The organism is Streptomyces sp. ITFR-21 (assembly GCF_031844685.1).
GTDB lineage: Bacteria > Actinomycetota > Actinomycetes > Streptomycetales > Streptomycetaceae > Actinacidiphila.
The window spans coordinates 5,930,111-5,951,409 of record NZ_CP134605.1 but is presented as its reverse complement, the minus strand read 5'-3'; the positions used below and the strand labels follow the sequence as shown (position 1 = coordinate 5,951,409).

Sequence of the window (21,299 nt, the reverse complement as noted above, 5' to 3'; positions counted from 1 at the left end):
CACCATGAGCGCGCCTTCTGAATCAGCGGACCTCGTCGTCATCGGCGGAGGGGCCGCCGGGTACTCCGCCGCCGTCGAGGCACTCGCGCTCGGCGCGAGCGTCGTGCTCGCGGAGAAGGGAACCGAGCCGGGCGGAAGCTCGGTACTCAGCGGCGGCTCGTTCGCCTTCGCCGGTACCGACATGCAAGCCGAGGCCGGCATCGAGGACTCCGAGGCGATCCTGCGCCAGGATCTGCTCGACGACGGCGGAGATACCGTCGATCCGGCCCTGGTCGACCTGTACGTGCGCGAGCAGATGGACTGCTACCGATGGCTGCGCGAGCTCGGCGTCGGCTTCGACCAGGTCAGCCATTCCGGTGGCCAGTCCCGCCCGCGCTCGCACGGCGTGAAGATCCGCGCCGCGTTCCAACTCATCAAAGCCAGGGCCGAAAGTTATCCAACGTTCACCTCGCTGCTGGAGGAGCCGGCCGTCAGCCTCGTCCTCGACGGCGGTGCCGTGCGCGGCGTCGTCACCCGCGACGGCGCCGGCAAGCAGACCACCTGGACCACGGGCGCGGTCCTGCTGGCCACCGGCGGGTTCTCTCGCGGAGCGCGGCCCATCGCCACCTTCGCCCCCGAGCTGCTCGGCGCCCGCTTGATGGGCGGGAAGTGGAACACCGGCGACGGGCTGTACCTGGCGATGTCGGCCGGAGCGGACCTGTGCGACGTCGGCGAAATCAAACCGACCTACGGCGTGTCCGCCGAACTACCGGGCTACCCGAGCGAGCCGACGCTGCTCAACGGGCTCTACCGCGGCGGGATCGTCGTGAACAAGGAAGGCCGCCGATTCGTCGACGAGTCCATCTCCTACAAGCTCATCGGCTCGATCTGCCTGAAAGAGACCGACCGCGTCGGCTACCAGATCTTCGACCAGAAGACGATGGCGCAGTCGATCCCGGACAAGCTCGTCAACAACTACAGCGGCGGGTTGGCCAACGGCTACGTCCGCAAAGCCGACACGATCGCCGAGATCGCCGAGATCGCCGGCATCGACGTGGACGTGCTGGTGGCGACCGTGGCCCGCTACAACGAATTCGCCGAAGCCGGGGTCGACAGCGACTTCGGCCGCACGTCGCTGAGCTCCGGTTACGGCGAGCTGGCCAAGATCGACTCCCCGCCCTACTACGTCTACCCCAGCACCGCCGGTGTGACGAGCACCTACGGCGGAGTGCGCGTCGACGACCACATGCGGGTCAGGCACGTGAACGGCAGTGTCATCGACGGTTTGTGGGCCGCCGGCGAGCTCGTCGGCGGCTTCCACGCCCACGGCTACATGAGCGGGTCGTCACTGGCCAAGGCCGTCATCTTCGGCCGCGTCGCCGCCGCTGACGCCGTCGCCGCCGTGAACGCCGCGCGCCCCACGCTGTCCTCTGAAAGGTGATCGGTATGAAGGCGATGGTCCGCACCAGTTTTGGTGTACAGGAGCTTCTCGACGTGCACGTCGACGAGCCCGAGCCGGACGAGGTTCTCGTACGCGTCAGCGCCTCCGGCGTCTGTCACAGTGACCTGACCCAGCTCAACGGTGGCATGTTCGGCATCACCGACGAGGCCCGCGTCCTCGGGCACGAGGTCGCCGGCATCGTCGAGCGGGTCGGCTCTGCCGTCACCGAGTTCGCCCCCGGCGACCAGGTCGTCGGCTGCCTGTCGCGGTCCTGCGGGCACTGCACCCAGTGCTACGAGGGCCTGGGCTACCTGTGCGCGAACCGCGCCAAGATCAACCGACCGCGCCCGCGGCTGTCTGTCGACGGGAAGGAAGTGACCCAGAGCGGGCAGCTCGGCGGGTTCGCCGAGATGGTCCTGACCGGCGCCGACACCCTGGTCAAGGTGCCGCACGAGGTGCCGGCCGAGTGCGCCGCCCTGCTGGGCTGCGCGGTCATCACCGGCGCCGGGGCGATCCTCAACGCCGCGCGCCCCTCGGTCGGCAGTGCCGTCGCCGTGTTCGGTGTCGGCGGCGTCGGGCTGAACGTCGTTCAGGCTGCCGCGCTGTCCGGGGCCCGGCAGGTCGTCGCGGTCGACATCACCGACGACAAGCTTGAGCTCGCTCGCACCTTCGGCGCCACGCACACCGTCAACGCCGCCTCCGGCGACGCCGGCGCCACGCTGCGAGCCATCACCGACGGCGGGGTCGAGTACGCCTTCGAGTGCGCCGGGCTCGCGTCGACCGCGCTCGACGCGCTGCGGGCGGTCAAGCCCGGCCACGGCGTCTACCTCGTCGGCGTGCCGACGGCCGGCGTCACGTTCGACATCCCGGCCGGAGAGCTCGTGTTGACCGCCAAGCACATCCACGGCGTGTCGATGGGCGCCAACCGGTTCAAGCGTGATATTCCGCTGCTCGCACAAATGTACCTGCAGGGTCAGCTTCGCCTCGACGAGCTCGTCGCCGACCGCATCGAACTCGGCGACGTCCCGAAGGCCATGGAACGCTTCGCCGACGGCGGAGTCGCCCGCTCGGTCATCGTCTTCTGAGACAAACCGGCGCCAGCCGGCCTCGCCGTCATCAAGCCCGGCGTCGTCGACACCGAACCTCCGGCCACACGTGGTACCACGCTCAGGGCAGCTTCGACGCATTCTCCGGCGGCGTCGAGAAGCCGCTCGCCGAAGGCATCGCTGACGCAAACGCCTCCGTCGTCACCGGGCCGCGCCGGCGCGCTGTCAACGAGATCGTCATCCGCCCCACCGACCAGGTCTGACCGGCCTGACCGGCCTGACCGGTCCGACGGCCGGCACACCAGCAGGAAAGGGATCAGCAGTGCTCGAGTACAACGAGATCCAACGGGTCTTCACCGCTGCGCGCGCCAACCGCGCCGCCGTCCGCGCCCGCACCTCCGCCGAGCGCATCGAGCGCCTGGAGGCGCTGCGCGCAGCCCTCACCGCCCATGCCGAGGACATCGGCACGGCCATCAAGGCCGACCTGGGCCGCCCGACCGACAATCGGGGCGAGTTCCTGACCGTCATGGGCAACATCGACAAGGCCGTCGCCGAGCTGGCCGACTGGATGGCACCGATCGACGTCGAGCAGTCGATCCCTTCCCCCAAGGGCAAGCGGATCTTCATCAAGTACGAGCCGCGCGGAGTCGTCCTGCTGTTCGGCACGTGGGACTTTCCGATCGGCATGTTCTTCTCGCCGCTCGTGCAGGCCGTCGCCGCCGGCAACGTCGTCATCGGCAAGACGAACTCCCTCGCCCCGGCCACCGGCAAGGTCATCGCGACGATCGTCGCCGAAGCCTTCGCCGAGGACGAGGTGTCGGTTTTCGACGACACCGAGACCAACACTCCCGACGGCGTCCGCAGCACCAACGACGTCCTGCTCGACCTGCCCGTCGACCACATCTTTCTCACCGGCAGCCCGCGCGTGGGCAAGCTGATCGTCGCCGCCGCGGCCAAGCACCTCGCCTCGTTCACCCTCGAACTCGGGGGCAAGTCCCCGGCGATCGTGGACAGCACCGCCGACCTGGATTACGTCGCGCAGCAGATTGTCATCGGCAAGATCCCTAATCACGGCCAGACCTGCCTGTCGGTCGACTACGTGTGGGTGCCGGCAGACCGGCGTGACGAGTTCGTGGAGAAGTACGTCGCCGCCGTGCGGGCCAAGTACTACGACAACGGCGAGTTCCGGTACGAGCGCGACGGCCGGTTCGTCAACAGGCGCAACTTCGAGCGCGTCAAGGGATACCTCGACCAGGCGGTCGAGGCCGGCGCGACGATCGCGTTCGGTGGCACATCCGACGCCGACGCGCTGGTCATCGAGCCAACCGTGCTGCTGGACGTGCCGGTCGACAGCGACATCATCCAGGAGGAGATCTTCGGACCTCTGCTGCCGGTCCTCACCTACACCGACGAGAGCGAGATCTACGCGCACTCGGACTCGCTCGGCAAACCGCTCGGGCTCTACATCTACAGTCAGGACGAGGACTTCGTCGAGCGCGTGCTGGACAACACCACCTCCGGTGGCGTGACCGTCAACGCCCACAACGTGCACTGGCGCGAGGAGAATCTGCCCTTCGGGGGTGTCAACTCCTCCGGCTACGGCCGCTACCACGGCGTGTGGGGCTTCCGGGAGTTCTCCAACCCCCGGTCGGTCTACGAGGTGGCCCTCACCCCGACCAGCTGAGCCTTTTCGGCGTGCCGCCGGGTGTGTCCATTCACGGCTGATCTTGATTGTTGAGGTTCAGTTGCTGACCGGGGTGAGCCGGCCCTGGAAGGCGTTCTGGAAGGCGTTCAGGAGCGCCTTCCAGCGCATGGCCGGCGGTGACGGCGGCGCCACCTTCACCCACGAACAGGTCCGTCGCACTGTCGCAGCGGCCGGGAGCGGGGCTGTTCGGCGACCTTGCCCCTGCCGACGTAAGCCCATCCACCCTGGTGGGAGCCGCGGCCCTCTCCCGCGTCCGCACCACACCCTCCGGCAGCGGGGCCGGTGCCGGAGGGGCGGCCGCGGACTGCGTGCCCGCTGAGGCGCCAGGGGCCAGGACCCGCAGCGACCGCACCGGCCCCGCCCCCACCCCGCCCGTTCCCCCACCTGGCCGGGACGTCACGGAGGGCAGGTCTGACAGGATCGCCCGTCCTCCCCGTGCCCGGGTGTCCCCGGACCCGGGATCATGAGGCGCGTGAGCGAAAACTCCGGGCGTCGCTCAGGCGGCAGCGGCCGTCGCCATTCTCCACGCGTACGAGTTCTGAGTGTTCTGCCATGCCCGCTGTCAGACACCGGTCGTCAGGACGCGCCGTCGGCCGGCTGCGGCGTTTCCTCGGCGTCGTCGGCGGGAGAGTGCCCCAGAGCCTGACTGAGTTCGGCCGCCGAGGTTTTGACGGCTTGCTGTACCGCTGCGACGCGTTCGATGCCCAGGCGCCAGACGGGAGCCGAGATGCCGATCGCGCCGACGACCCTATGCCTGAAATCCCGCAGCGGCGCGGCGACGCATCTGCCGTCCGGGATGTATTCCCCGTCGTCGAAGGCGACGCCTGAGCTGCGGACCTCACGGATCATGGCCAGCAGCGTCTCGGGGTCGGTGGTCGTCCGAGGGGTGACCCGGGTGAGCGGACCGGACCGCAGGTACTCGTTGAGCTCTTCGTCCGGGAGACTGGCGAGAAGGACCTTGCCGACGGACGTCGCGTGCAGAGGCCGCGGGGCTCCTATGCGCTCGGCGACCCGGATGGCGCCCGGACCTTCGCAGCGGCCGATGATGACGGCCGTGTTGCCCGTCCTGACACCGATGTGGCTGGTCTCGCCGACCTGCTGGGAGAGGTTGGCCAGCACGGGTGTGGCGACAGCCAGCAGTTCCTGCTCGTCGAGTGCTCCGGCGGCCAGGCTGAACAGCCGGTGGCCGATCCGGTACCGCTTGGTCTCCTCCTCCTGGCGGAGCAGGCCCAACTCGACCATGGTCTTCGCCAGGTGGAAGATTGTGCTGCTCGGCAGGCCGATCACCTGGCACAGGTCGGCCAGGCCCATGCCCTGGGGGCTCCGGCCGACCGCGTCGAGGATCGATGTGGCGCGGTGGAGCGACTGGACCCCGCTGCCAGCGCGTCTCTTGCGCTGGTCACGGTCCGATGCCGTGTCCTCGGCCGCGGTTTCGTTCACAGTCACTCCGGTCACCTCGAGTCCTTCAGAATCATGCCGTCGTGCTCGTCACTGCCTGGTCACTCGGGCGGTCCGTCCTCCGGCGGCGTGGTGACGACCACGAACTTCAGGTCGATCATCCCAGTGTTGTAGATGGCGTGCTCCACACCGGGCGGGATGTGCACCACGGTCCACGGCGCGACCACGGTCCTCTCCCCCTCCAGTTCCATCAGCCCCTCGCCCTCCAAAATGTAGTAGATCTGCTCCTGGGCACGGTGGACGTGAGGAGCAACGTACCCCTTCGGCTGGTAGGTGGAGATCCTGAAGTCGAAGAGTACGGAGTCGGAGTTCTCCGGGCGCACCAGCATCTTCGACAACGCGTCGAAATGGTTGGGAGGCTGCTCCCACAGGACCTCGGCTCCCTGGCGTATCGTCGCGGTCCTCTTCGCGGCCTTGTCTGTCACGCGATCACCTTCTTGTCGGTCGTCGGCGGTCGTCCCTCAACGGCCCTCACATGTTGAAGATCACCATTCGCTGGTCGGTCATGTCCCGGATCGCGTAACGTGGTCCCTCGCGGCCGATGCCGCTCGACTTCACGCCTCCGTAGGCGAGTTGGTCTGTCCGCCAGGTGGAGGTTCCGTTGATCACCACTCCTCCTGTGCGCAGCTCCCGGATCGCCCGCATCGTGATCGCGTTGTCGGCGGTGAAAATGCCCGTCTGGAGCCCGTAGTCGCTGCTGTTGACCAGATCGAACGCCTGGTCGAGAGTGTCGTAGGCGACGACGTTGACAAGGGGGCCGAACACCTCGTCGCAGAAGACCTGCATGTCGGCGGTGACATCGGCGAGGACCGTCGGGGTCAGCTGTGCCCCGTTCCGGCCGCCGCCGCTGATCAGCCGGGCTCCGGCGGAGGTCGCGACAGCGGTCCAGCGCTCGACCCGGCGCGCGGCGTCCTCGTCGATCAAAGTTCCGACGTCCGTAGACGGATCGAGCGGATCGCCCACACGGAGCTCAGCCACCTCGGCTGTGAGCCTTTCGAGGAAGGGGTCGTAAATTGAGCGGTGCACGAGCACTGACTGCACCGAAATGCAGCTCTGCCCGGCGAGTCGCATCGCGTTGCGGGCACACTGCGGCGCCGCCACCTCGATGTCGGCGTCGCAGTGGACGATGGTCTGCCCGTTTCCGCCGAGTTCGAGAGCCACCCGCCGAAGGCCGCTCTCAGCCTTGATGGAGGCCCCGGCCCGGCTGGACCCGGTGAAGCTGACAAACGAGACCCGCGGATCCCTGACCACCGCGCGTCCCACCTCGGCACCGCCGTGGACGACGTTGAGCGCACCGGTGGGGACTCCCGCGTCGACGAACAGTTCGGCCAGCAGGTGCGCTACGCCAGCCGCCTGCGGCGGGGTCTTCCATACGACGGCGTTCCCGGCGGCCAGCGCCGGGGCCAGCTTGTGGCAGGCGAGGTTGAAGGGGGCGTTGAAGGGAGTAATGGCGCCGACGACGCCGACGGGCACCCGCAGCAGGAAAGCGATCTTGCCAGCTCCCATCGCGCTGCTGTCGAGCGGCACGTGTTCGCCCTCGATACGCACGGCCTCCTCCGCCGACAGCCGCACGGTGTCCTGCGAACGGCGGACCTCGGCCACGGAGTCCTTGAGCGCCTTGCCGGTCTCCCTGGACATGAACCGGCCGATCTCATCGGCCCGTTCCTCGATCAGGTCGGCGGCGGTCCGCAGTATCTCCGCGCGCCGGTACGCGGGCAGCGAGGCGACGGCAGACGCAGCCGCATCGGCTGCCGCGACGGCGCGGTCGACGATTTCGGCGCTGCCGACGGCGGCCTCGGTGACGACCCCTCCCCGGTACGGGTCGACGGTTTGGTCGTGCTCGGCGGTGTCGATCCACTCGCCGTTGACCAGGTGCCGGGCGCGAAGGGGAGACGGGTGCGGGGTGCCCGTACCGGCCGAGTGCGTGTTCTGGGCAGGATTCACGGTTGCCACGGTGCTCCAAACTTCGGTTCGGGTCGGGGAAGGGGAGGCAGTTCCCAGGTGCCGACCGAGGTCGGCGGCACATGACCGTCCACCTCGGCGTCGATGACGAAGGGGCGGTTCGCAGCGATCGCCTCTTCGAGAGCGGCGGACAGTTCGCCGGGCTTGGAAACCCGGATGCCTCCGACGCCGTAGCTGCGGGCCAGCGCGGCGAAGTCCGGGTTGTAGGGCTCACCGCCACGCAGGAAGCTCGTGCCGATCTCCCTGCCGCCGAAAGAGCCGTGCTGGAGGTCCCGGATGGCTCCCCAGGCGTAGTTGTTCCAGACGACCCAGACGGCCGGGATGTCGTACTCGACCGCGGTGGCCAGGACGGACGGCGTCATGGTGAAGCCCCCGTCGCCCACCACGGCGACGGCCGGACTCTCCGGGCGGGCGAGCTTGGCGCCGAGCACGCCGCTGACCCCGAAGCCCATGGCGGAGTAGCCCCAGGTGTTGAGCATCTGCTGGGGGCGGCGGGCCTTCCAGAACTGCATGAACCAGTTGTGGTGCTGTCCCGAGTCGCACACCAGGATGCCGTCCTCGGGCATTACGTCCTGTACGGCCTTGACGACACGCTCGGGCCGCATCGGAGAGGACTCGTCGGTGAAGGCCGGAGCAATGTGCTCCTCCCACTCCCGCCGCCAGCCGGCGATGTCCTGGCGCCACTTCCCGCTTCGCGCCCGTGCGACCGCGACCTGCTCGCTCCGCTCCAACTCGCCCAGCAGTTGGCGCAGCACCGTGCGCACGTCGGCCGCGACGCCGATGTGCGGCTGGTAGTTGCGCCCCAGCTCCGCCGGGTCGATGTCCACCTGCACGAGCTTGGTGGGCGGCATGTTCCACGAGTAGCCGGGCACCCACGAACTCGACGACCGGTCGTCGAACCGGGCGCCCAGGGTGAGCAGCACGTCGCAGCGGCGGCCGGCCTGGTTCGCCGCGTAGGTGCCGTTGCGGCCGATGAAACCGAGGCTGAGCTCGTGCGTCATGTCGAGGGTGCCCATGCCGTTCGGCGACATGACCACCGGCACCTCCAGCCGGTCGACCAGCGCAGTCAGTTCGGTGCTGGCTTCCGACAGGGTCACACCGTGCCCGATGAACAACAGCGGCCGTTCGGCGTCGAGCAGCAGCCGGGTGATGTCCTCAACGACGGCGGCGTCCGCTCCGGTCCGGGTGACCGACCGCTGCGGCACGGGCCCGGTGTCGGCGACGTCGTCCTCCTCCTGGAAGACGTTGTACGGGACGTCCAGGTTGACGGGGCCGGGGCGGCCGGTCGTCATCAGGTTCATCGACTGCCGCAGTGCCGTGGGCAGCATGTCCACCCGGCTCGGCTGGAAGGAGCGCTTGACGAAGGGCCGCACCACCGACGGGAAGTCGGCCTGGTAGTGCTGGTACGCCTCCTGAAACGGTGCTCTGTTCCACTGCGAGGTCGGTACGTTCGCGGTGATCGCCAGAAACGCCGAGGAATCCGCCTGGGCACACGCCAGGGACATCGGAAGGTTCGCGGATCCGGGACCGCAGGAGGTCAGTGTCGCGACGGGCCGGTGCGCGACGCGGAAGTAGGCGTCGGCCATGTGACCGGCGATCTGTTCGTGCCGGGGGGAGATCAGCTTGATCTCGTCCCCGCGTTCGTAGAGAGCGTCGAGCATTCCCACGTTGCCGTGCCCGCAGATCCCGAAGACGTAGGGAATACGCTCGTCGATCAGGCTCTGGGCGATGACGTCGGCGCCCTTGCGGCGGGTCATCCCCGCACCTCCTGCTGGTTCGTGCCGGGCAAGGACCGGCCGAGCCAGTCCATCGCCTCAAGGCGTTCGATGCTTTCTACGATCTCGGCCAGCGGGTTCGCCGACCGTCCGATGACTTCGATGACCGGCCGTCCGGCCCAGGAGGAGGCGGCGAGCGCGGCGCCGACCGCCGGGAAGTCGATGACTCCCTGGCCGACGGGGTCGTGTCGGTATTCCTGATGGCCGGTGTCGCTGATATGCACCATCTCGAGCAGGTCCCCGCAGACCTGGATGGCCGCGGCGTGCTCGTCGCCGACGAACTCGGCGTTGGCGATGTCGTAGGTCATCCCGATGGCGTCCGAGCCGTAATCGTCGATCATCGCGCGCAGGTCCGCGCACTTGGCCAGGAACGACACCGGCATGTTCTCCAGCAGGACCCGCACTCCTGTCTTCCGGCCCGCCTCGACGAGGGCGTCCAGGGCGCGGAACAGGCGTCCGCGGACCTCCTGCGGCGGGTCGGGCAGCAGCGGGCTGATCTTGCCCGGCCCGACCTGGACCGCGGGTGCGCCGATCTCGCCGCCCAACTCGGCCAACTGCAGCAGCCGGGTCAGCGAGTGCTCCCGCATCTCCGGAGCGGACGCGGTGAGGTTGAGGTCGATGTTGGGCTGGCTGATCGAAGCGACCTCGATTCCCGTGCGGCGCAGAGCCGCCGCCAGCCTCCGGCGCCCGGCGCTGTCGAGTTCGGAGGGCCAGCCGTGACCGGGGTGGGTCATCAGCTCGATCGCGGTGAACCCGGCGTCCGACAGCTCCTCCAGACAGGGCTCGACGCCGCCGCGGATCGTGTACGAGTAGGTGTTGACGATGTACTTCGTGGCGTCCTTCACGCCCGCCCTCCCTTGCGCGGATGTCCGGACGCGTCTCGCCCGGTCGGAACGGTGAGGCTCAGCGCCATGTCAGACGGCTCCACTTCTCCTCCGGCGCGTAGCCAAGGTCGGTGCGTGCTGCGGCGATGCCCAGAAGCGAGGCATAAGGGTTCGCCTCGTACACAGCCGGATCGCGTACCTCGGGCACGGCGCCCCAGCGCCGACGCACCATGTCCAGAGTCGGCTCAGCGCACAACGTGTCGGGCGCGGAGATCACATAGCTCCGGAACGGCCCGGCCGGCGCGGCGAGAGCGAGCCGGAACGCCTGCGCCACGTCCTCGGGCCGCACGTATGCCCACAGATGATAGTTCTTGACGTCGCGGCCCCGGTCTTCCAGCTCGGGCCACTCGGGCGGGAAGACGATGTGCGTGGGACGCAGCGCGATCACCTCCAGTTCGCCGCTGTCGGCGAAAGAGCGGCCCACGTCCTCGGCGAGCAACTTCGACAGCGAGTAGACCTCGGTGGGACGCACCGGGTGGTGCTCGTCGACGGGCAGGTACTGAGGGCGCCAGCCGGGCGGGTTGAAGTGCAGGCCGAGCACCGAGTCGGAGGAGGCAAGGACGACCCGCCGCACCCCGGCTCGCTGCGCGGCACGCAGCACGTGCCAGGTGCCCTCCACATTGGTCCTGAAGGTGACCTCCGGCGGCGCGGTCCGCGGATTGGGTATCGCGGCGAGGTGCAGCACGGCCTGCTGGTCCGTGAACGCTTCGGTCAGTGCCACCTCGTCGAGCGTGTTGGCGGAGATCTGCCGCAGTTGGTCGGGGGCGCTGCCCGCAACGTCGACGACGGTCACCTCCGCGTGCGGACGGATCTCCCGCACGACATATCGGCCGAGCCGGCCGTTGCCGCCCGTCACGGCGACTCTGGCGGGAAATGTCACGCCCGTGCTCCGGTGGACGTCGGTGAGACTGCCGGAGAGCGGTCTGCGTCGAGTTCGATCCTGCATCCCGTACGGTCGGATTCGTACACTGCTTCCTCCACTTCGAGGTTGCGCAAATAGTCGGAGATGGGGTTCTCCACCGGACCGTCGTGGCGGAGATGGTCGACGACGTGACGCTGCAACGCGTACACGCAGTCGCCGCCGTAGTTGCGGTCGGTCCAGCGGTAGGAGTGCTCACGCTGCTCACCGCCGTGCGAATGAAGGTGCAGTCGCCCGTCACCGGTCAACCGGAGCTGGCCGGCCGTACCCTCCACCAGCAGTTCGCCCATGGTGAGCCGCGGTCTCTCAGCCGGGAAGTCGATCAGCCGGTTGCCATCAATCAGGCCCGCCGCACCCGACAGGAACTCGACGAGCACGTGTCCCGCGTCCTCCCCGGCGATCCCGGGGTTGAGCCGTCGCAGACGGGCGCTGACAGCGCTGACTTCTCCCAGCAGGTAGCGGAAGCTGTCGATGAGGTGGATACCGGTCTCGTGGATCAGGAAACGCGGCATGTCCCGGAAGTACGCCTGCCGGTCCGCGTAGGCCGAGTCACCCTGGCCGTCACCCGGCCGGAGCCGGAACTGCACGTTGTGCACCTCGCCCAGGGCTCCCCCGGTGATCAGCCGACGGGCCTCCCTGAACCAGGGCTTGAACCGCCAGTTGTCGTGAACGACGACGAACCCGTCGGCCGCCCTGACGCGATCCGCGAGGGAGACGGCCTCGGCGAGGCTCGTCGCGACCGGCTTCTGCGTGATCACCGGGACTCCCCGGCGAACAGCCGCGTCGATGATCGCCAGGTGGGTCTCGGGCGGCGAGATCACGTCGAGAAGGTCGACATCACCCTTGTCCAGCATGTCCTCGACGTCCGTGAAGATTTGCGGTACACCGTGCGCCTCGGCGACCGCGCGAGCACGGTCCGCGTTCGAGCCGTAGGCAAGGCCGGCGTACTCCACGTCTTCCATCCGGGACCACGCCTCGTAGTGGTACTGGCTGAAGTAGCCAGTACCGACCACGCCCAGGCGGAGGGGTTTCACGCTACTGCTCCCGTCGCGTCGATTATTTTTGGCATGCGATCCGGCTATGCCGGATTTCGAGCATGCATGACTCTGGAAGTAACGTCAAGATGTCCGCACCGGGAGGGGCCTGGCCGGTCACACGACTCGTCGCCCGTGGCTCTACCTCCGGACCGGGGCGGAATCCGCACGGTGAACTGCCGGATGCCGCACGGGAACGGCTGCGGCCGGCGCGGGTCGGGGCGCGGCGGCTGGGGCCGCCGTGGCGGGCCGGGCCGTGAAAGGCGGCGCACCGGCGTCGCGGAGTGGATCGGCGGGTCGCCAACCTGCGCAAGGACCTCCGGATGGTCTGCCGCCAGGGTCTGACGAAGACCACAGCGGAAACGCGACACCGTCGAACGAGCCTTCGGCAAGGGTGAGAACCAACGGGTGCCAGCCGTCCATGACAGGTGCGGCCGCATACCCCCCGTCACCACCACCGCCGACCGCGCCATCCGACTCCGCACACGATCGATCGGACGGCTCCCGAGGAGGCCGCGACAAGGGGCCAACAGGGAGCGTCTCAAGGCTGTCGCAATTTTGGGATGCGATGCTACATTGCCGGAAATCACTGCCGGATGACGGCTCTGTTTCGTCATCCCATCTCGACGAGGAGGAGGCAGATGTCACAGCATCCTGGTGTGCTGGCTATCTGGCACGACATCGAGCAGGGCCACCGTGCCGAGGTGCTTCAGTGGTACGACCACGAGCATCACACCGAAAGGGTCCGCGTCCCCGGTTTCGTCCGTGCCCGCAGGCACAGCGCGCTCAGCGGTGAGCCCGAGTTGTTCATCTACTACGAGACCGAGTCGCCCGAGGTCCTCGGGTCACCCGACTACCTCGGCCGGGTCGACTCACCCACCGAGTGGACGCGTCGCACGATGCGGCACTTCCGCGGCAACGTCCGCTCGGCCTGCCGGGTGACCCACCGCTCCTGCGGACCGGACGGCGCCTATGCGGGTACCGTCCGGCTGCGTCCTCTGCCGGGACGCGAGGCCGAGCTACGCAACCACCTCGTCCAGACAGTCTTCCCGGAACTGCACGACCGGAGGGCTGTGCTGAGTACCCAACTGTGGGAGAGCGACCCGGGTCTGACCATGATCCACAGCACTGAGCGCGACCTGCGCACAGTGCCGGACCAGACGGCCGACTGGGTTGTCGTCGTCAGTACGTCCGACGCCGGGTCCGTCGGCGTTCAGCTCGACGGACCCCTTTCGTCCCCGGCACTCGAACGAGCCGGAGCGGCTCCTAACGCTCTGGTGGGCCAGTACCGTCTCGACTTCGCCCTGGAACGTGACCACCTCGGCGGGAGCACCGCCCCTGCTTCCGCACATAGTTCCCACTGACCTGCAAACCGGCGTCCGGACACCCCAGTACGCGCCGTTTCCCACCGGCCGAGGAACAGCCGTGCGACCAGCACGCTTCCCCACTGTCCCGGTCAACCCCGCACACCGATACCCGTTCCGCCCATGCGGCGGGAGCGGCCACTCTCACTGCTGACATTCAAAGGAGACTGCCATGCACGAGAACGAACGTCCTCACCGCGGCGGGAGTACGGCCGACGAGGTGTTGCCTGTCGACCGGCACTCACTGCGCCGGGCCGTCTGGGGGTCCGTCGTCGGCACGACGCTCGAACAGTTCGATCTGGTGATCTTCGGAACTGCGTCGTCACTCGTCTTCAGCACTCTGATCTTTCCCAAGGCCAGCCCCACTCTCGGAGTGATCGCGTCGTTCGGCGTCTACGGCGTCGGCTTCCTCGCCCGCCCCTTCGGGGGGCTCTTCTTCTCGGCCCTCGGTGAGCGTCTCGGCCGCAAGTGGGTCATGATGATGACGCTGTTCGTCATGGGCACCGCGACTGCCTGCATGGGACTGCTGCCGACCTACGCGCAGGCCGGAATCCTCTCGCCGATCCTGCTGGTGCTTCTGCGCCTGCTGCAGGGACTGGGGGCCGGCGCGGAGCAGAGCGGCGGCATGACCCTCCTTGCCGAGACCGCACCACTGGGGCAGCGCGGCCGCTACGCCTCCAGCGTGCCCGTCGGCTCCGGGCTCGGCATCGTGCTCGCCTCGGCCGTGTGGGCACTGATCGATCTGCTGCTCACCCACCAGCAGGTGCTCGACTGGGGCTGGCGCGTGGTCTTCCTGAGCAGCGTGTTCGTCACCCTGACCGGCTTCGTCGTGCGCCGCAAGCTCAGGGAGTCCCCCGTCTTCACCGCTCTGAGACAGCAGCGGACGGCAGCACAGGACGCCCCGTTGAGAGGTCTCGTGACAGTGGGCCGCAAACCCCTGGTCAGCGTGGCTCTGATCGTCATCGGACAGATGACGAACGCATACGTGTTCCTCACCTTCCTGGGTTCGTACCTGCTCCACCACCTGGACACCGACTCCGGCCTGGTGACGAGGGTGCTGTTCGCCGGTGCCGTCGCCGCGTCCATCGCACCATGGCTGGTGGGCCGCCTGTCCGACGTTATCGGTCGGAGGCCGGTCGGACTGGTCATGACCGGCATCATGGTGTTGTTCGCCCCGATCGCGTTCCTGCTGCTCACCACCGGATCGACATTCCTGACCTACGTCGCTGTGGTCATCGGGTCTGCCGTCGCGGTCACCGGAACCAACGGCCTGCACTCGGCGTTCCTGCCCGAGATCTTCGGGTCCCGGTTCCGTTACGCCGGCACGACCATGGGGCGGGAGATCGCCGCCGTCCTCGGAGGCGCGTTCGCTCCGCTCATCGCGTCGTCGCTGCTGGCCTGGGCCTCGGGATCCTGGTGGCCGATCGCCGTCTACATGGCGGCGATGGCGGGCATCAGCTTCGTGGCCACGCTGTGCACACCCGAGACCCGCGACCGAGACCTGCTGACCGAGGAAGACGCCTTCCAGGAACGGACCCGCCGCGCCAAGCAGAACCTCTCGGACACGCCGCCCTGGCCTGCCCACCCGTCACGACAAAGGCCGTTGCAGTATTAGTACTCCAGCAGCACTTCGCTATTCCTGCTGGTCAGGTGCCTGATTGTGAGTGTAGTGGGGTGGCGTTTCGCCGGGTGCGGGATCGGTGGGAGTCTCATCCGAAGGAGGGGTTTGTGCTGATCGGCAGCCCGGGGTGGGCAGGGTCTGAGCGTGATCGAGGATCTTGGAACGGGCCTGTGGGCAGCGGAACTTGAGGATCTGTTTCTGCGTGTGGGCGGCAGGTTCTCGCGCGTGGAGCCACGGCGGCGGATGCGGGACTATGTTCGCGGCCTGCTGGGACCGGTCGGCCGTAAGAACGGGTGGCAGCTCGCCGAGTTCGCCGGCCACAATACCCCGACGGCTTGCAGCGGCTCCTGGCCGGGGCCCGGTGGGATCCCGAGGAGATCCGCGATGACCTGCAGGAATACGTCGCTGAGAAGCTCGGCCGGCCAGACGGTGTGCTGATCATCGACGACACTGGGTTCCTGAAGAAGGGCGTCACCTCGGCCGGGGTGCAACGGCAGTACTCCGGCACGGCCGGGCGGACCGAGAACTGTCAGATCGGGGTATTCGCCGCCTATGCCTCCTCCAGAGGCCGTGCGCTGGTGGACCGGGAGCTGTACTTGCCCAAGTCCTGGACGGCCGATGCGGACCGCTGCCGCGCTGCCAAGATCCCCGAAGACCGGGCGTTCGCGACGAAGGGTGAACTCGCCCGCCGTCTGGTGCTGCGGGCGCTCGCCTCAGACCTCCCTATCGGCTGGGTGACCGCCGATTCCGCCTACGGTCAGGAATGGGGATTCCGGCGCTTCCTGGAGGAAGCCGGCGTCGGCTATGTCCTCGCCGTTCCGAAATCACAGCAGGTCAAGTCGCTGGCTGGGATCTGGCGCATCGACCAGCTCATCACCGAAGCCCCCGAGGATGCCTGGCAGCGCGTGTCAGCCGGCGACGGCGCCAAGGGCCCTCGCGTCTACGACTGGGCCTCGGCAAGACTTCCGGTCATCGACTTCTTCGACGGCGATCTGCCCACGCATCGCCGCTGGGTGCTGGCTCGCCGCAGCATCAAGCGGCCCCAGGAGATCGCCTACTACCTGGCCTACGCGCCGACCGCCGTCACGGTCGCCGAGCTGGTGCGGATCGCCGGATCGCGCTGGGCGATCGAGGAGTGCTTCCAGGCCGCGAAGAACGAGTGCGGCCTGGACGAGTACGAAGTCCGTCGGTATCCGGGCTGGTACCGCCACATCACCCTGGCAATGCTCGCCCACGCCTTCCTCGCCGCGATGGCCGCAGCGGCCATCGAAAGGGGGACCGAAGAAACGATCACTGCACCCTCGCGCCCTTCACCGTGGCAGAAGTCCGGAAATTGCTGGCAACTTGCCATCCCCACCCAACACCCCAACACCAGAGGGCTGTTCACGCGCTGAGATGGTCGAGATGGCGACGCCACCACCAAGCCGTCGCCCGCCACTGCCATTACCGGAGCCGAACCCAAACACTACAGGGATCCACCGATCCCGCACCCGGCGAAACGCCACCCCACTACACTCACAATCAGGCACCTGACCAGCAGGAATAGCGAAGTGCTGCTGGAGTATTAGTCGCTGTTGTCGTTCCGGTCCTGAGAGATGCGTGTCGAACGGGAGTCCCGATTGGGTGGTCTCGGAGGCTTGGGCGCATAGAGGTGGGGCCTCCTGAACAGCTCGTTGGTGTCGAATCACCGAGCAACATCAGGAGGCCCCGGTGCCGCAGTGTTCCGTCTCGACGGCAGCACAGTCCAGTTGGGTCGCCCGGGAGTGTGACTGTCTGGCTCACCGGTTCGGAAACGCCGCCGACAACGGAACGCGTCAGCAGTGTTATCCGTCGGACATGACGGACGCCGAGTGGGCTGCTGTTCGGCCACTGCTGCCGGTACCGGGCTGGATGCGCGGGCGGGGCGGGCAGCCGGAGGCGTACTGCCACCGGGCAATACTGGACGCGGTCCGCTATCTGGTCAACAACGGAATCAAGTGGCGTGCGATGCCGGCTGATTTCCCGCCGTGGGACCGGGTCTACGCGTTCTTCCGCCGCTGGCGCGACCATGGCCTGGCCCGGGAGTTCCACGACCGGCTGCGCGGGCAGGTCCGTACCCGTGTCGGCCGGGACAGCGAGCCGACGGCCGGGGTGATCGACTCACAGTCGGTCAAGGCCGATGCCGTCGTCGGCACCGACAGCCGCGGCTTCGACGGCGGCAAGCTGATCAACGGCCGAAAGCGGCACATCGTCGTCGACACGCTCGGCCTGCTGCTTGGCGTGATGGTCACCGCCGCGGATATCGGCGATCGCACCGCCGCGACGGTCCTGCTCCAGCGGGTGGCCGACGCGCACCACCGCCTGGCCCTGGTCTGGGCCGACAGCGGCTACACCGGAAGCCTCGTCGAGCACTGCCTGGCCGTACTCGCCCTGGTCCTGCAGGTCGTCAAACGCAGCGACAACCAGAAGGGCTTCGTGGTGCTGCCCAAACGGTGGATTGTGGAGCGCACGAACGCCTGGCTGATGCGCACCCGCCGGCTGGCCCGCGACTACGAGCGCCGCACCACCACCGCCGAGGCGATGGTCTACTGGTCGATGACCCTGCTCATGACCCGCCGCCTGGCCCGGACACACCCGCAGCAGGCGTGAACCGGCCCGGGCCGGGCTCGGCCAGCCAGCCACGGGCGACCAGGCGTTTCGCCTTCGCCCGCAAGCCCTCCACCCGCGCCGGCACCGCGTCCATACCGAACGATGCGGCCATCTCCTGGCAGGTCAGCGGCCCTTGATGAAGCCGGACACGGTCCGCGAGGAGCTGCACGATGCGCTGGTAGTCCACCGACAGAACCGACCAGCCGAGGCCCTCACGCCACACCGGCACCTGCGATCCCGGCTTCACCGCATCCGCCGGCACCGCCGGCACGTGCTCGCCCGGCGGATCCGGGGTGGTCTTCGTGCTGATGGTCTCGGCGCTGCCGGGTGCCAGCACCGTATCGACGCGCCTGCGGGCGATCGTCCACTCCTGCCATTCCAGCTCGGCCGCGGCCAGCTCGGCCTGGATCCGGTCGGCCTCCTCCCGCAGCCGGCCAACGCGACGACGAGCAGCGAGCTCGTGCTGTTCCAGCAGTCCGACAACCGACGGCATCCCGGCCTCCCCGGCGAGTAACAACCCGACAGGCCACAACTCCCACGAAATCACCGAACCCATGCCTGACCAGCGAAAACGCCGCCCTCAAGTTCGGAACGACAACAGCGACTTAGTGCGTTGTGGCAAAGGGAGTCCCTGTTCGATGAGCAGGGGCTTCTTCGTGTGGCGGGCATGACCGGGCAGGGGTAGGGGCATGCAGCGGACGGCCTGTTGTTGATCGAGGAGGGTGCGATGACGTCGGTGCTGGGGTTGATGGAACGGCGTGAGGCGCGGGCGAGGCAGGAGTTGGAGTCCTGGACGGAGGTTCTGGAGCAGGCTCAGACGGAGGTGGACGCTGAACCGTTCCGGTTCTGGTGGAGACTCTAGATCTTGACGGTGACCTGGGGTTTCTTGTCGGTCAGGTGGTAGTTGGCTTCGTATTCTGCGGGTGGGATGTGGCCTATTTCACCGTGCAGGCGGTGGTGGTTGTACCAGTCGATCCACTCGGCGGTGGCCAGTTCGACGTCGGACAGGGTTCGCCAGGGTCGGCGGGGCTTGATCAGCTCGGTCTTGAACAGGCCGATCGTGGATTCCATCAACGCGTTGTCGTACGCGTCGCCGACGGATCCGATGGAGGCCGCGATGCCCTCCCGCTGAAGGTGCTCCGCGAGGGCGAAGGAGGTGTACTGCGACCCGGCGTCGCTGTGATGGACCAGTTGGCCGGGCCGGTGGCGGTGGCCTTCGCGGTCGCGCTGCCACAGGCCCATCTCGACTGCGGAAAGGACGAGTTCGGTGTGTTTGGTGGTGGCCGCGGACCAGCCGACGATGCGGCGGGAGAAGGTGTCGACGACGAACGCCACGTAGACCGTGCCGGCCCAGGCCGCGACATGGGTGAAGTCCGCGACCCAGGTCCGGTTCGGCGCCTGGGCGACGAAGTCACGGTCGACCAGGTCCGGGGCACGTTCGGCGGCACGGTCCTGGACGGTGGTGACGATCTTCTTCCCGCGGACGGCGCCGGTGATACCGAGTTCGCGCATCAGCCGTTCGACCGTGCAGCGGGCGACCTGGTGGCCCTGCCGGCGAAGATGGTGCCAGATCTTGCGGGCCCCATAGACGCGGTAGTTGGCCTCGAACACCTCCTGGACCAGGACTTTCAGTTCCGCGTCCCGCACCGCCCTGGCGGAAGGCGGGCGGGCCTTGGCGGCGTAGTAGGTGGAGGGCGCGATGCTGACACCGTGCTCGGTGAGCACGGTGCATATCGGCTCGACGCCGCTGAAGCGGTCGCGGTGCTCGTCGATGAAGGTCACGAGCGAAGATGTGGCCGGTCGAGCTCGGCCGCGAAGAAAGCCGAGGCCGCCTTGAGGATCTCGTTCGCCCGCTTGAGCTCGGCGACTTCCTTCTTCAAGGCTTTGACCTGGGCGGATTCCTCCGTTGTCGTCCCGGGCCGGGTCCCGGAGTCGATCTGGTCCCGGCGGACCCACTGGCGCACCGTCTCGGCCGTGCCGATGCCGAGCTTGCTCGCGACGGCCTTCATCGCGGCCCACTCGGTCTCGTAGTCCGGGCGCACCTCGGCGACCATGCGCACCGCACGACGCCGCAGCTCAGCGGGATAAGGGGAGGGACGTGCCATGACTCGATCCTCTCAAAGAATCGAGCCTCCACAGAACCCGGAACGGTTCACGCTGCGCGGGAGCGGGTCGAGCGGGCCCGGGTGGGGCGTGAGGAACTCGTGTCGGTGCTGGCCGAGGAGAGCACGGTGAATACGCCGGTTTCCGTACCGTCCGGTGGCGAGGCGCTGCGGTTGGGGGATCGGGCGGCTCCGGTGCGGGCCACGGTGAGCGGCCGCCGGTGTGGCGGTCGGGCATGGGCGAGGAGGTGCTCAGCGGTGTGTATAGGGAGGTGTTCGCCGCTGCGGTGGCCGCTTCGGGGCCGGTGAACGGGGTGGAGTTGACACGGGCGGTGGGCCGGGAGGCGGAGATCAAGAACGAGGTGGAGAAGATCCGTCACCGTGCCTACGTGCTGGAGAAGCGGGGCTGGCTGGTACGGGCGGAGGACGGACGGTTCATGCCCGCGCCGGGGGCTGTCGGTCGGGGCGCTTCTCCGGCCAGCGCGGGGCGTCTTCGGCCAGGCGCCGGGACAGCCTGATCATGGCTGCCCACCACACCATCTGCTGGTGGTGGTCGGGGCGGCGTTCGTGGTCACGGTTCAGGCGGCGGGAGCGGGAAAGCCAGCTCAGCGTGCGTTCCACCACCCACCTGCGGGCCAGTACGACAAATCCGCGTTGTCCGTCGGACCGGCGTACGACCTCGATCCTCACTCCGTGGCGGGCGAACGCCGCCGCGAGCGCCGGGCCCTGATAGGCGCTGTCGACCCACACCAGTTTCAGCAGTCGGCCCGGCTCGTCCATGAACGTCTCCAGCAGTGCGGGAGCGGCCTTGGAGTCGTGCACATCAGCCGTGGTCACGGTGACCTCCAGGAGGAGGCCCTCGGTGTCGGTCAGGATGTGACGCTTGCGCCCGTCGCGTGACTTGCCGCCGTCGTATCCGCGACTGTCCTCACCGACGGTCTCGGAGGCGTCCACCGACTGGCTGTCGATGATCCCCGCACTGGGTTCGCCGTTGCGGCCTGCGCGTTCCCGCGCTGTGCGGCGCAGGCGTTCGTACAGTTCACGCGCGTAGTCGTAGGACCGCCAGCGGCGGAAGAAGTCGTAGACCGCCCGCCAGTGCGGGAAGTCGACCGGCAGCGCCATCCACTTCACGCCGTTGTCGACGAGGTAGCGCACCGCGTCGAGTATCTCGCGGTGGCAATACGCCTCCGGGCGCCCGCCTCGCTTGAGGAGCCAGGCCGGCACCGGCATCGCGGAGCTGACCTCGGCCCATTCCACATCTGTCATGTCACTGGGATAACAGCCTGCCCGCCGCCCCGCCGCGATCGAACCGAACCGGTGAACGTAGCAGTCACACCCAGGAGTGAGCGAGGTGGACGCAAGCCCGGCAGCCCTGCTCAAC

General features: G+C 68.1%; 16 protein-coding genes and 1 pseudogene. 7 read left to right on the top strand and 10 right to left on the bottom strand.

Features of this window, described 5'->3' with window-relative positions:
- Positions 1-4 precede the first annotated feature (4 nt).
- The 3 genes from RLT57_RS26600 (at position 5) to RLT57_RS26590 (ending at position 4,150) form a co-directional block, all read left to right on the top strand.
- On the top strand, positions 5-1,420 hold the full coding sequence (locus tag RLT57_RS26600; protein WP_311299776.1) for an FAD-dependent oxidoreductase: 1,416 nt from the start codon (positions 5-7) through the stop codon (positions 1,418-1,420).
- Positions 1,421-1,425: 5 nt separating this feature from the next.
- On the top strand, positions 1,426-2,505 hold the full coding sequence (locus RLT57_RS26595; protein ID WP_311299775.1) for a zinc-binding dehydrogenase: 1,080 nt from the start codon (positions 1,426-1,428) through the stop codon (positions 2,503-2,505).
- A gap of 283 nt (positions 2,506-2,788) precedes the next feature.
- The gene (locus RLT57_RS26590; protein WP_311299774.1) at positions 2,789-4,150 is read left to right on the top strand and encodes an aldehyde dehydrogenase family protein; all 1,362 of its coding nucleotides are present in this window, start codon (positions 2,789-2,791) and stop codon (positions 4,148-4,150) included.
- A 597-nt stretch (positions 4,151-4,747) separates the two neighbouring features.
- Here the strand turns inward: RLT57_RS26590 and RLT57_RS26585 are convergent.
- The 7 genes from RLT57_RS26585 to RLT57_RS26555 are packed head-to-tail and all read right to left on the bottom strand — an operon-like array spanning position 4,748 to position 12,203.
- Positions 4,748-5,617 carry an IclR family transcriptional regulator gene (locus tag RLT57_RS26585; protein ID WP_311299773.1) on the bottom strand — a complete coding sequence of 290 codons (870 nt, stop codon included), beginning with the start codon at positions 5,615-5,617 and terminating at the stop codon, positions 4,748-4,750.
- Positions 5,618-5,670: 53 nt separating this feature from the next.
- Entirely contained in the window at positions 5,671-6,054 is a 384-nt protein-coding gene (locus RLT57_RS26580; RefSeq protein ID WP_311299772.1) for a cupin domain-containing protein, read from the bottom strand.
- Between the two features lie 46 nt (positions 6,055-6,100).
- Entirely contained in the window at positions 6,101-7,573 is a 1,473-nt protein-coding gene (locus RLT57_RS26575) for an aldehyde dehydrogenase family protein (RefSeq protein WP_311299771.1), read from the bottom strand.
- The gene (locus tag RLT57_RS26570; protein ID WP_311299770.1) at positions 7,570-9,348 is read right to left on the bottom strand and encodes a thiamine pyrophosphate-binding protein; all 1,779 of its coding nucleotides are present in this window, start codon (positions 9,346-9,348) and stop codon (positions 7,570-7,572) included. Before RLT57_RS26570 ends, RLT57_RS26575 begins: the two co-directional genes overlap by 4 nt.
- The gene (locus RLT57_RS26565) at positions 9,345-10,211 is read right to left on the bottom strand and encodes a sugar phosphate isomerase/epimerase family protein (protein WP_311299769.1); all 867 of its coding nucleotides are present in this window, start codon (positions 10,209-10,211) and stop codon (positions 9,345-9,347) included. Before RLT57_RS26565 ends, RLT57_RS26570 begins: the two co-directional genes overlap by 4 nt.
- A 58-nt stretch (positions 10,212-10,269) precedes the next feature.
- Positions 10,270-11,130 (bottom strand): NAD-dependent epimerase/dehydratase family protein, encoded by an 861-nt coding sequence (locus RLT57_RS26560; RefSeq protein WP_311299768.1) that lies wholly within the window; start codon positions 11,128-11,130, stop codon positions 10,270-10,272.
- Positions 11,127-12,203, bottom strand: a complete 1,077-nt coding sequence (locus RLT57_RS26555; protein WP_311299767.1) for a Gfo/Idh/MocA family protein — start codon at positions 12,201-12,203, stop codon at positions 11,127-11,129. The genes RLT57_RS26560 and RLT57_RS26555 overlap by 4 nt, the downstream gene beginning before the upstream one ends.
- A 641-nt stretch (positions 12,204-12,844) precedes the next feature.
- Here RLT57_RS26555 and RLT57_RS26550 point away from each other — a divergent pair.
- The 4 genes and pseudogenes from RLT57_RS26550 to RLT57_RS26535 all read left to right on the top strand — a co-directional run bounded on the left by RLT57_RS26550 (position 12,845) and on the right by RLT57_RS26535 (position 17,816).
- Positions 12,845-13,567, top strand: a complete 723-nt coding sequence (locus RLT57_RS26550; protein ID WP_311299766.1) for a hypothetical protein — start codon at positions 12,845-12,847, stop codon at positions 13,565-13,567.
- 172 nt (positions 13,568-13,739) lie between these two features.
- On the top strand, positions 13,740-15,182 hold the full coding sequence (locus RLT57_RS26545; protein ID WP_311299765.1) for an MFS transporter: 1,443 nt from the start codon (positions 13,740-13,742) through the stop codon (positions 15,180-15,182).
- Positions 15,183-15,335: 153 nt separating this feature from the next.
- Positions 15,336-16,582 (top strand): annotated as a pseudogene (locus RLT57_RS26540) (IS701 family transposase).
- 442 nt (positions 16,583-17,024) lie between these two features.
- On the top strand, positions 17,025-17,816 hold the full coding sequence (locus RLT57_RS26535) for an IS5 family transposase (RefSeq protein ID WP_311299764.1): 792 nt from the start codon (positions 17,025-17,027) through the stop codon (positions 17,814-17,816).
- Here the strand turns inward: RLT57_RS26535 and RLT57_RS26530 are convergent.
- The 3 genes from RLT57_RS26530 to RLT57_RS26520 all read right to left on the bottom strand — a co-directional run bounded on the left by RLT57_RS26530 (position 17,773) and on the right by RLT57_RS26520 (position 21,184).
- Positions 17,773-18,309, bottom strand: coding sequence for a hypothetical protein (locus tag RLT57_RS26530; RefSeq protein ID WP_311299763.1), 537 nt, complete (start codon positions 18,307-18,309; stop codon positions 17,773-17,775). The genes RLT57_RS26535 and RLT57_RS26530 overlap by 44 nt on opposite strands.
- Positions 18,310-18,674: 365 nt before the next feature.
- A protein-coding gene (locus RLT57_RS26525) for an IS3 family transposase (RefSeq protein ID WP_311297418.1) occupies positions 18,675-19,921 on the bottom strand; the annotation gives its coding sequence in 2 pieces (ribosomal slippage) (positions 18,675-19,639 and positions 19,639-19,921; 1,248 coding nt in all).
- Positions 19,922-20,353: 432 nt separating this feature from the next.
- On the bottom strand, positions 20,354-21,184 hold the full coding sequence (locus tag RLT57_RS26520; protein ID WP_311299762.1) for an IS5 family transposase: 831 nt from the start codon (positions 21,182-21,184) through the stop codon (positions 20,354-20,356).
- Positions 21,185-21,299 lie beyond the last annotated feature (115 nt).

What these genes read in the sequence shown, in the direction of transcription:
- RLT57_RS26600 (WP_311299776.1), top strand. Translation starts at nt 5, where the DNA reads ATGAGCGCGCCTTCTGAATCAGCGGACCTCGTCGTCATCGGCGGAGGG.
- RLT57_RS26595 (WP_311299775.1), top strand. Translation starts at nt 1,426, where the DNA reads ATGAAGGCGATGGTCCGCACCAGTTTTGGTGTACAGGAGCTTCTCGAC.
- RLT57_RS26570 (WP_311299770.1), bottom strand. Translation starts at nt 9,348, where the DNA reads ATGACCCGCCGCAAGGGCGCCGACGTCATCGCCCAGAGCCTGATCGAC.
- RLT57_RS26550 (WP_311299766.1), top strand. Translation starts at nt 12,845, where the DNA reads ATGTCACAGCATCCTGGTGTGCTGGCTATCTGGCACGACATCGAGCAG.
- RLT57_RS26545 (WP_311299765.1), top strand. Translation starts at nt 13,740, where the DNA reads ATGCACGAGAACGAACGTCCTCACCGCGGCGGGAGTACGGCCGACGAG.
- RLT57_RS26535 (WP_311299764.1), top strand. Translation starts at nt 17,025, where the DNA reads ATGACGGACGCCGAGTGGGCTGCTGTTCGGCCACTGCTGCCGGTACCG.
- RLT57_RS26530 (WP_311299763.1), bottom strand. Translation starts at nt 18,309, where the DNA reads ATGCCGTCGGTTGTCGGACTGCTGGAACAGCACGAGCTCGCTGCTCGT.
- RLT57_RS26520 (WP_311299762.1), bottom strand. Translation starts at nt 21,184, where the DNA reads ATGACAGATGTGGAATGGGCCGAGGTCAGCTCCGCGATGCCGGTGCCG.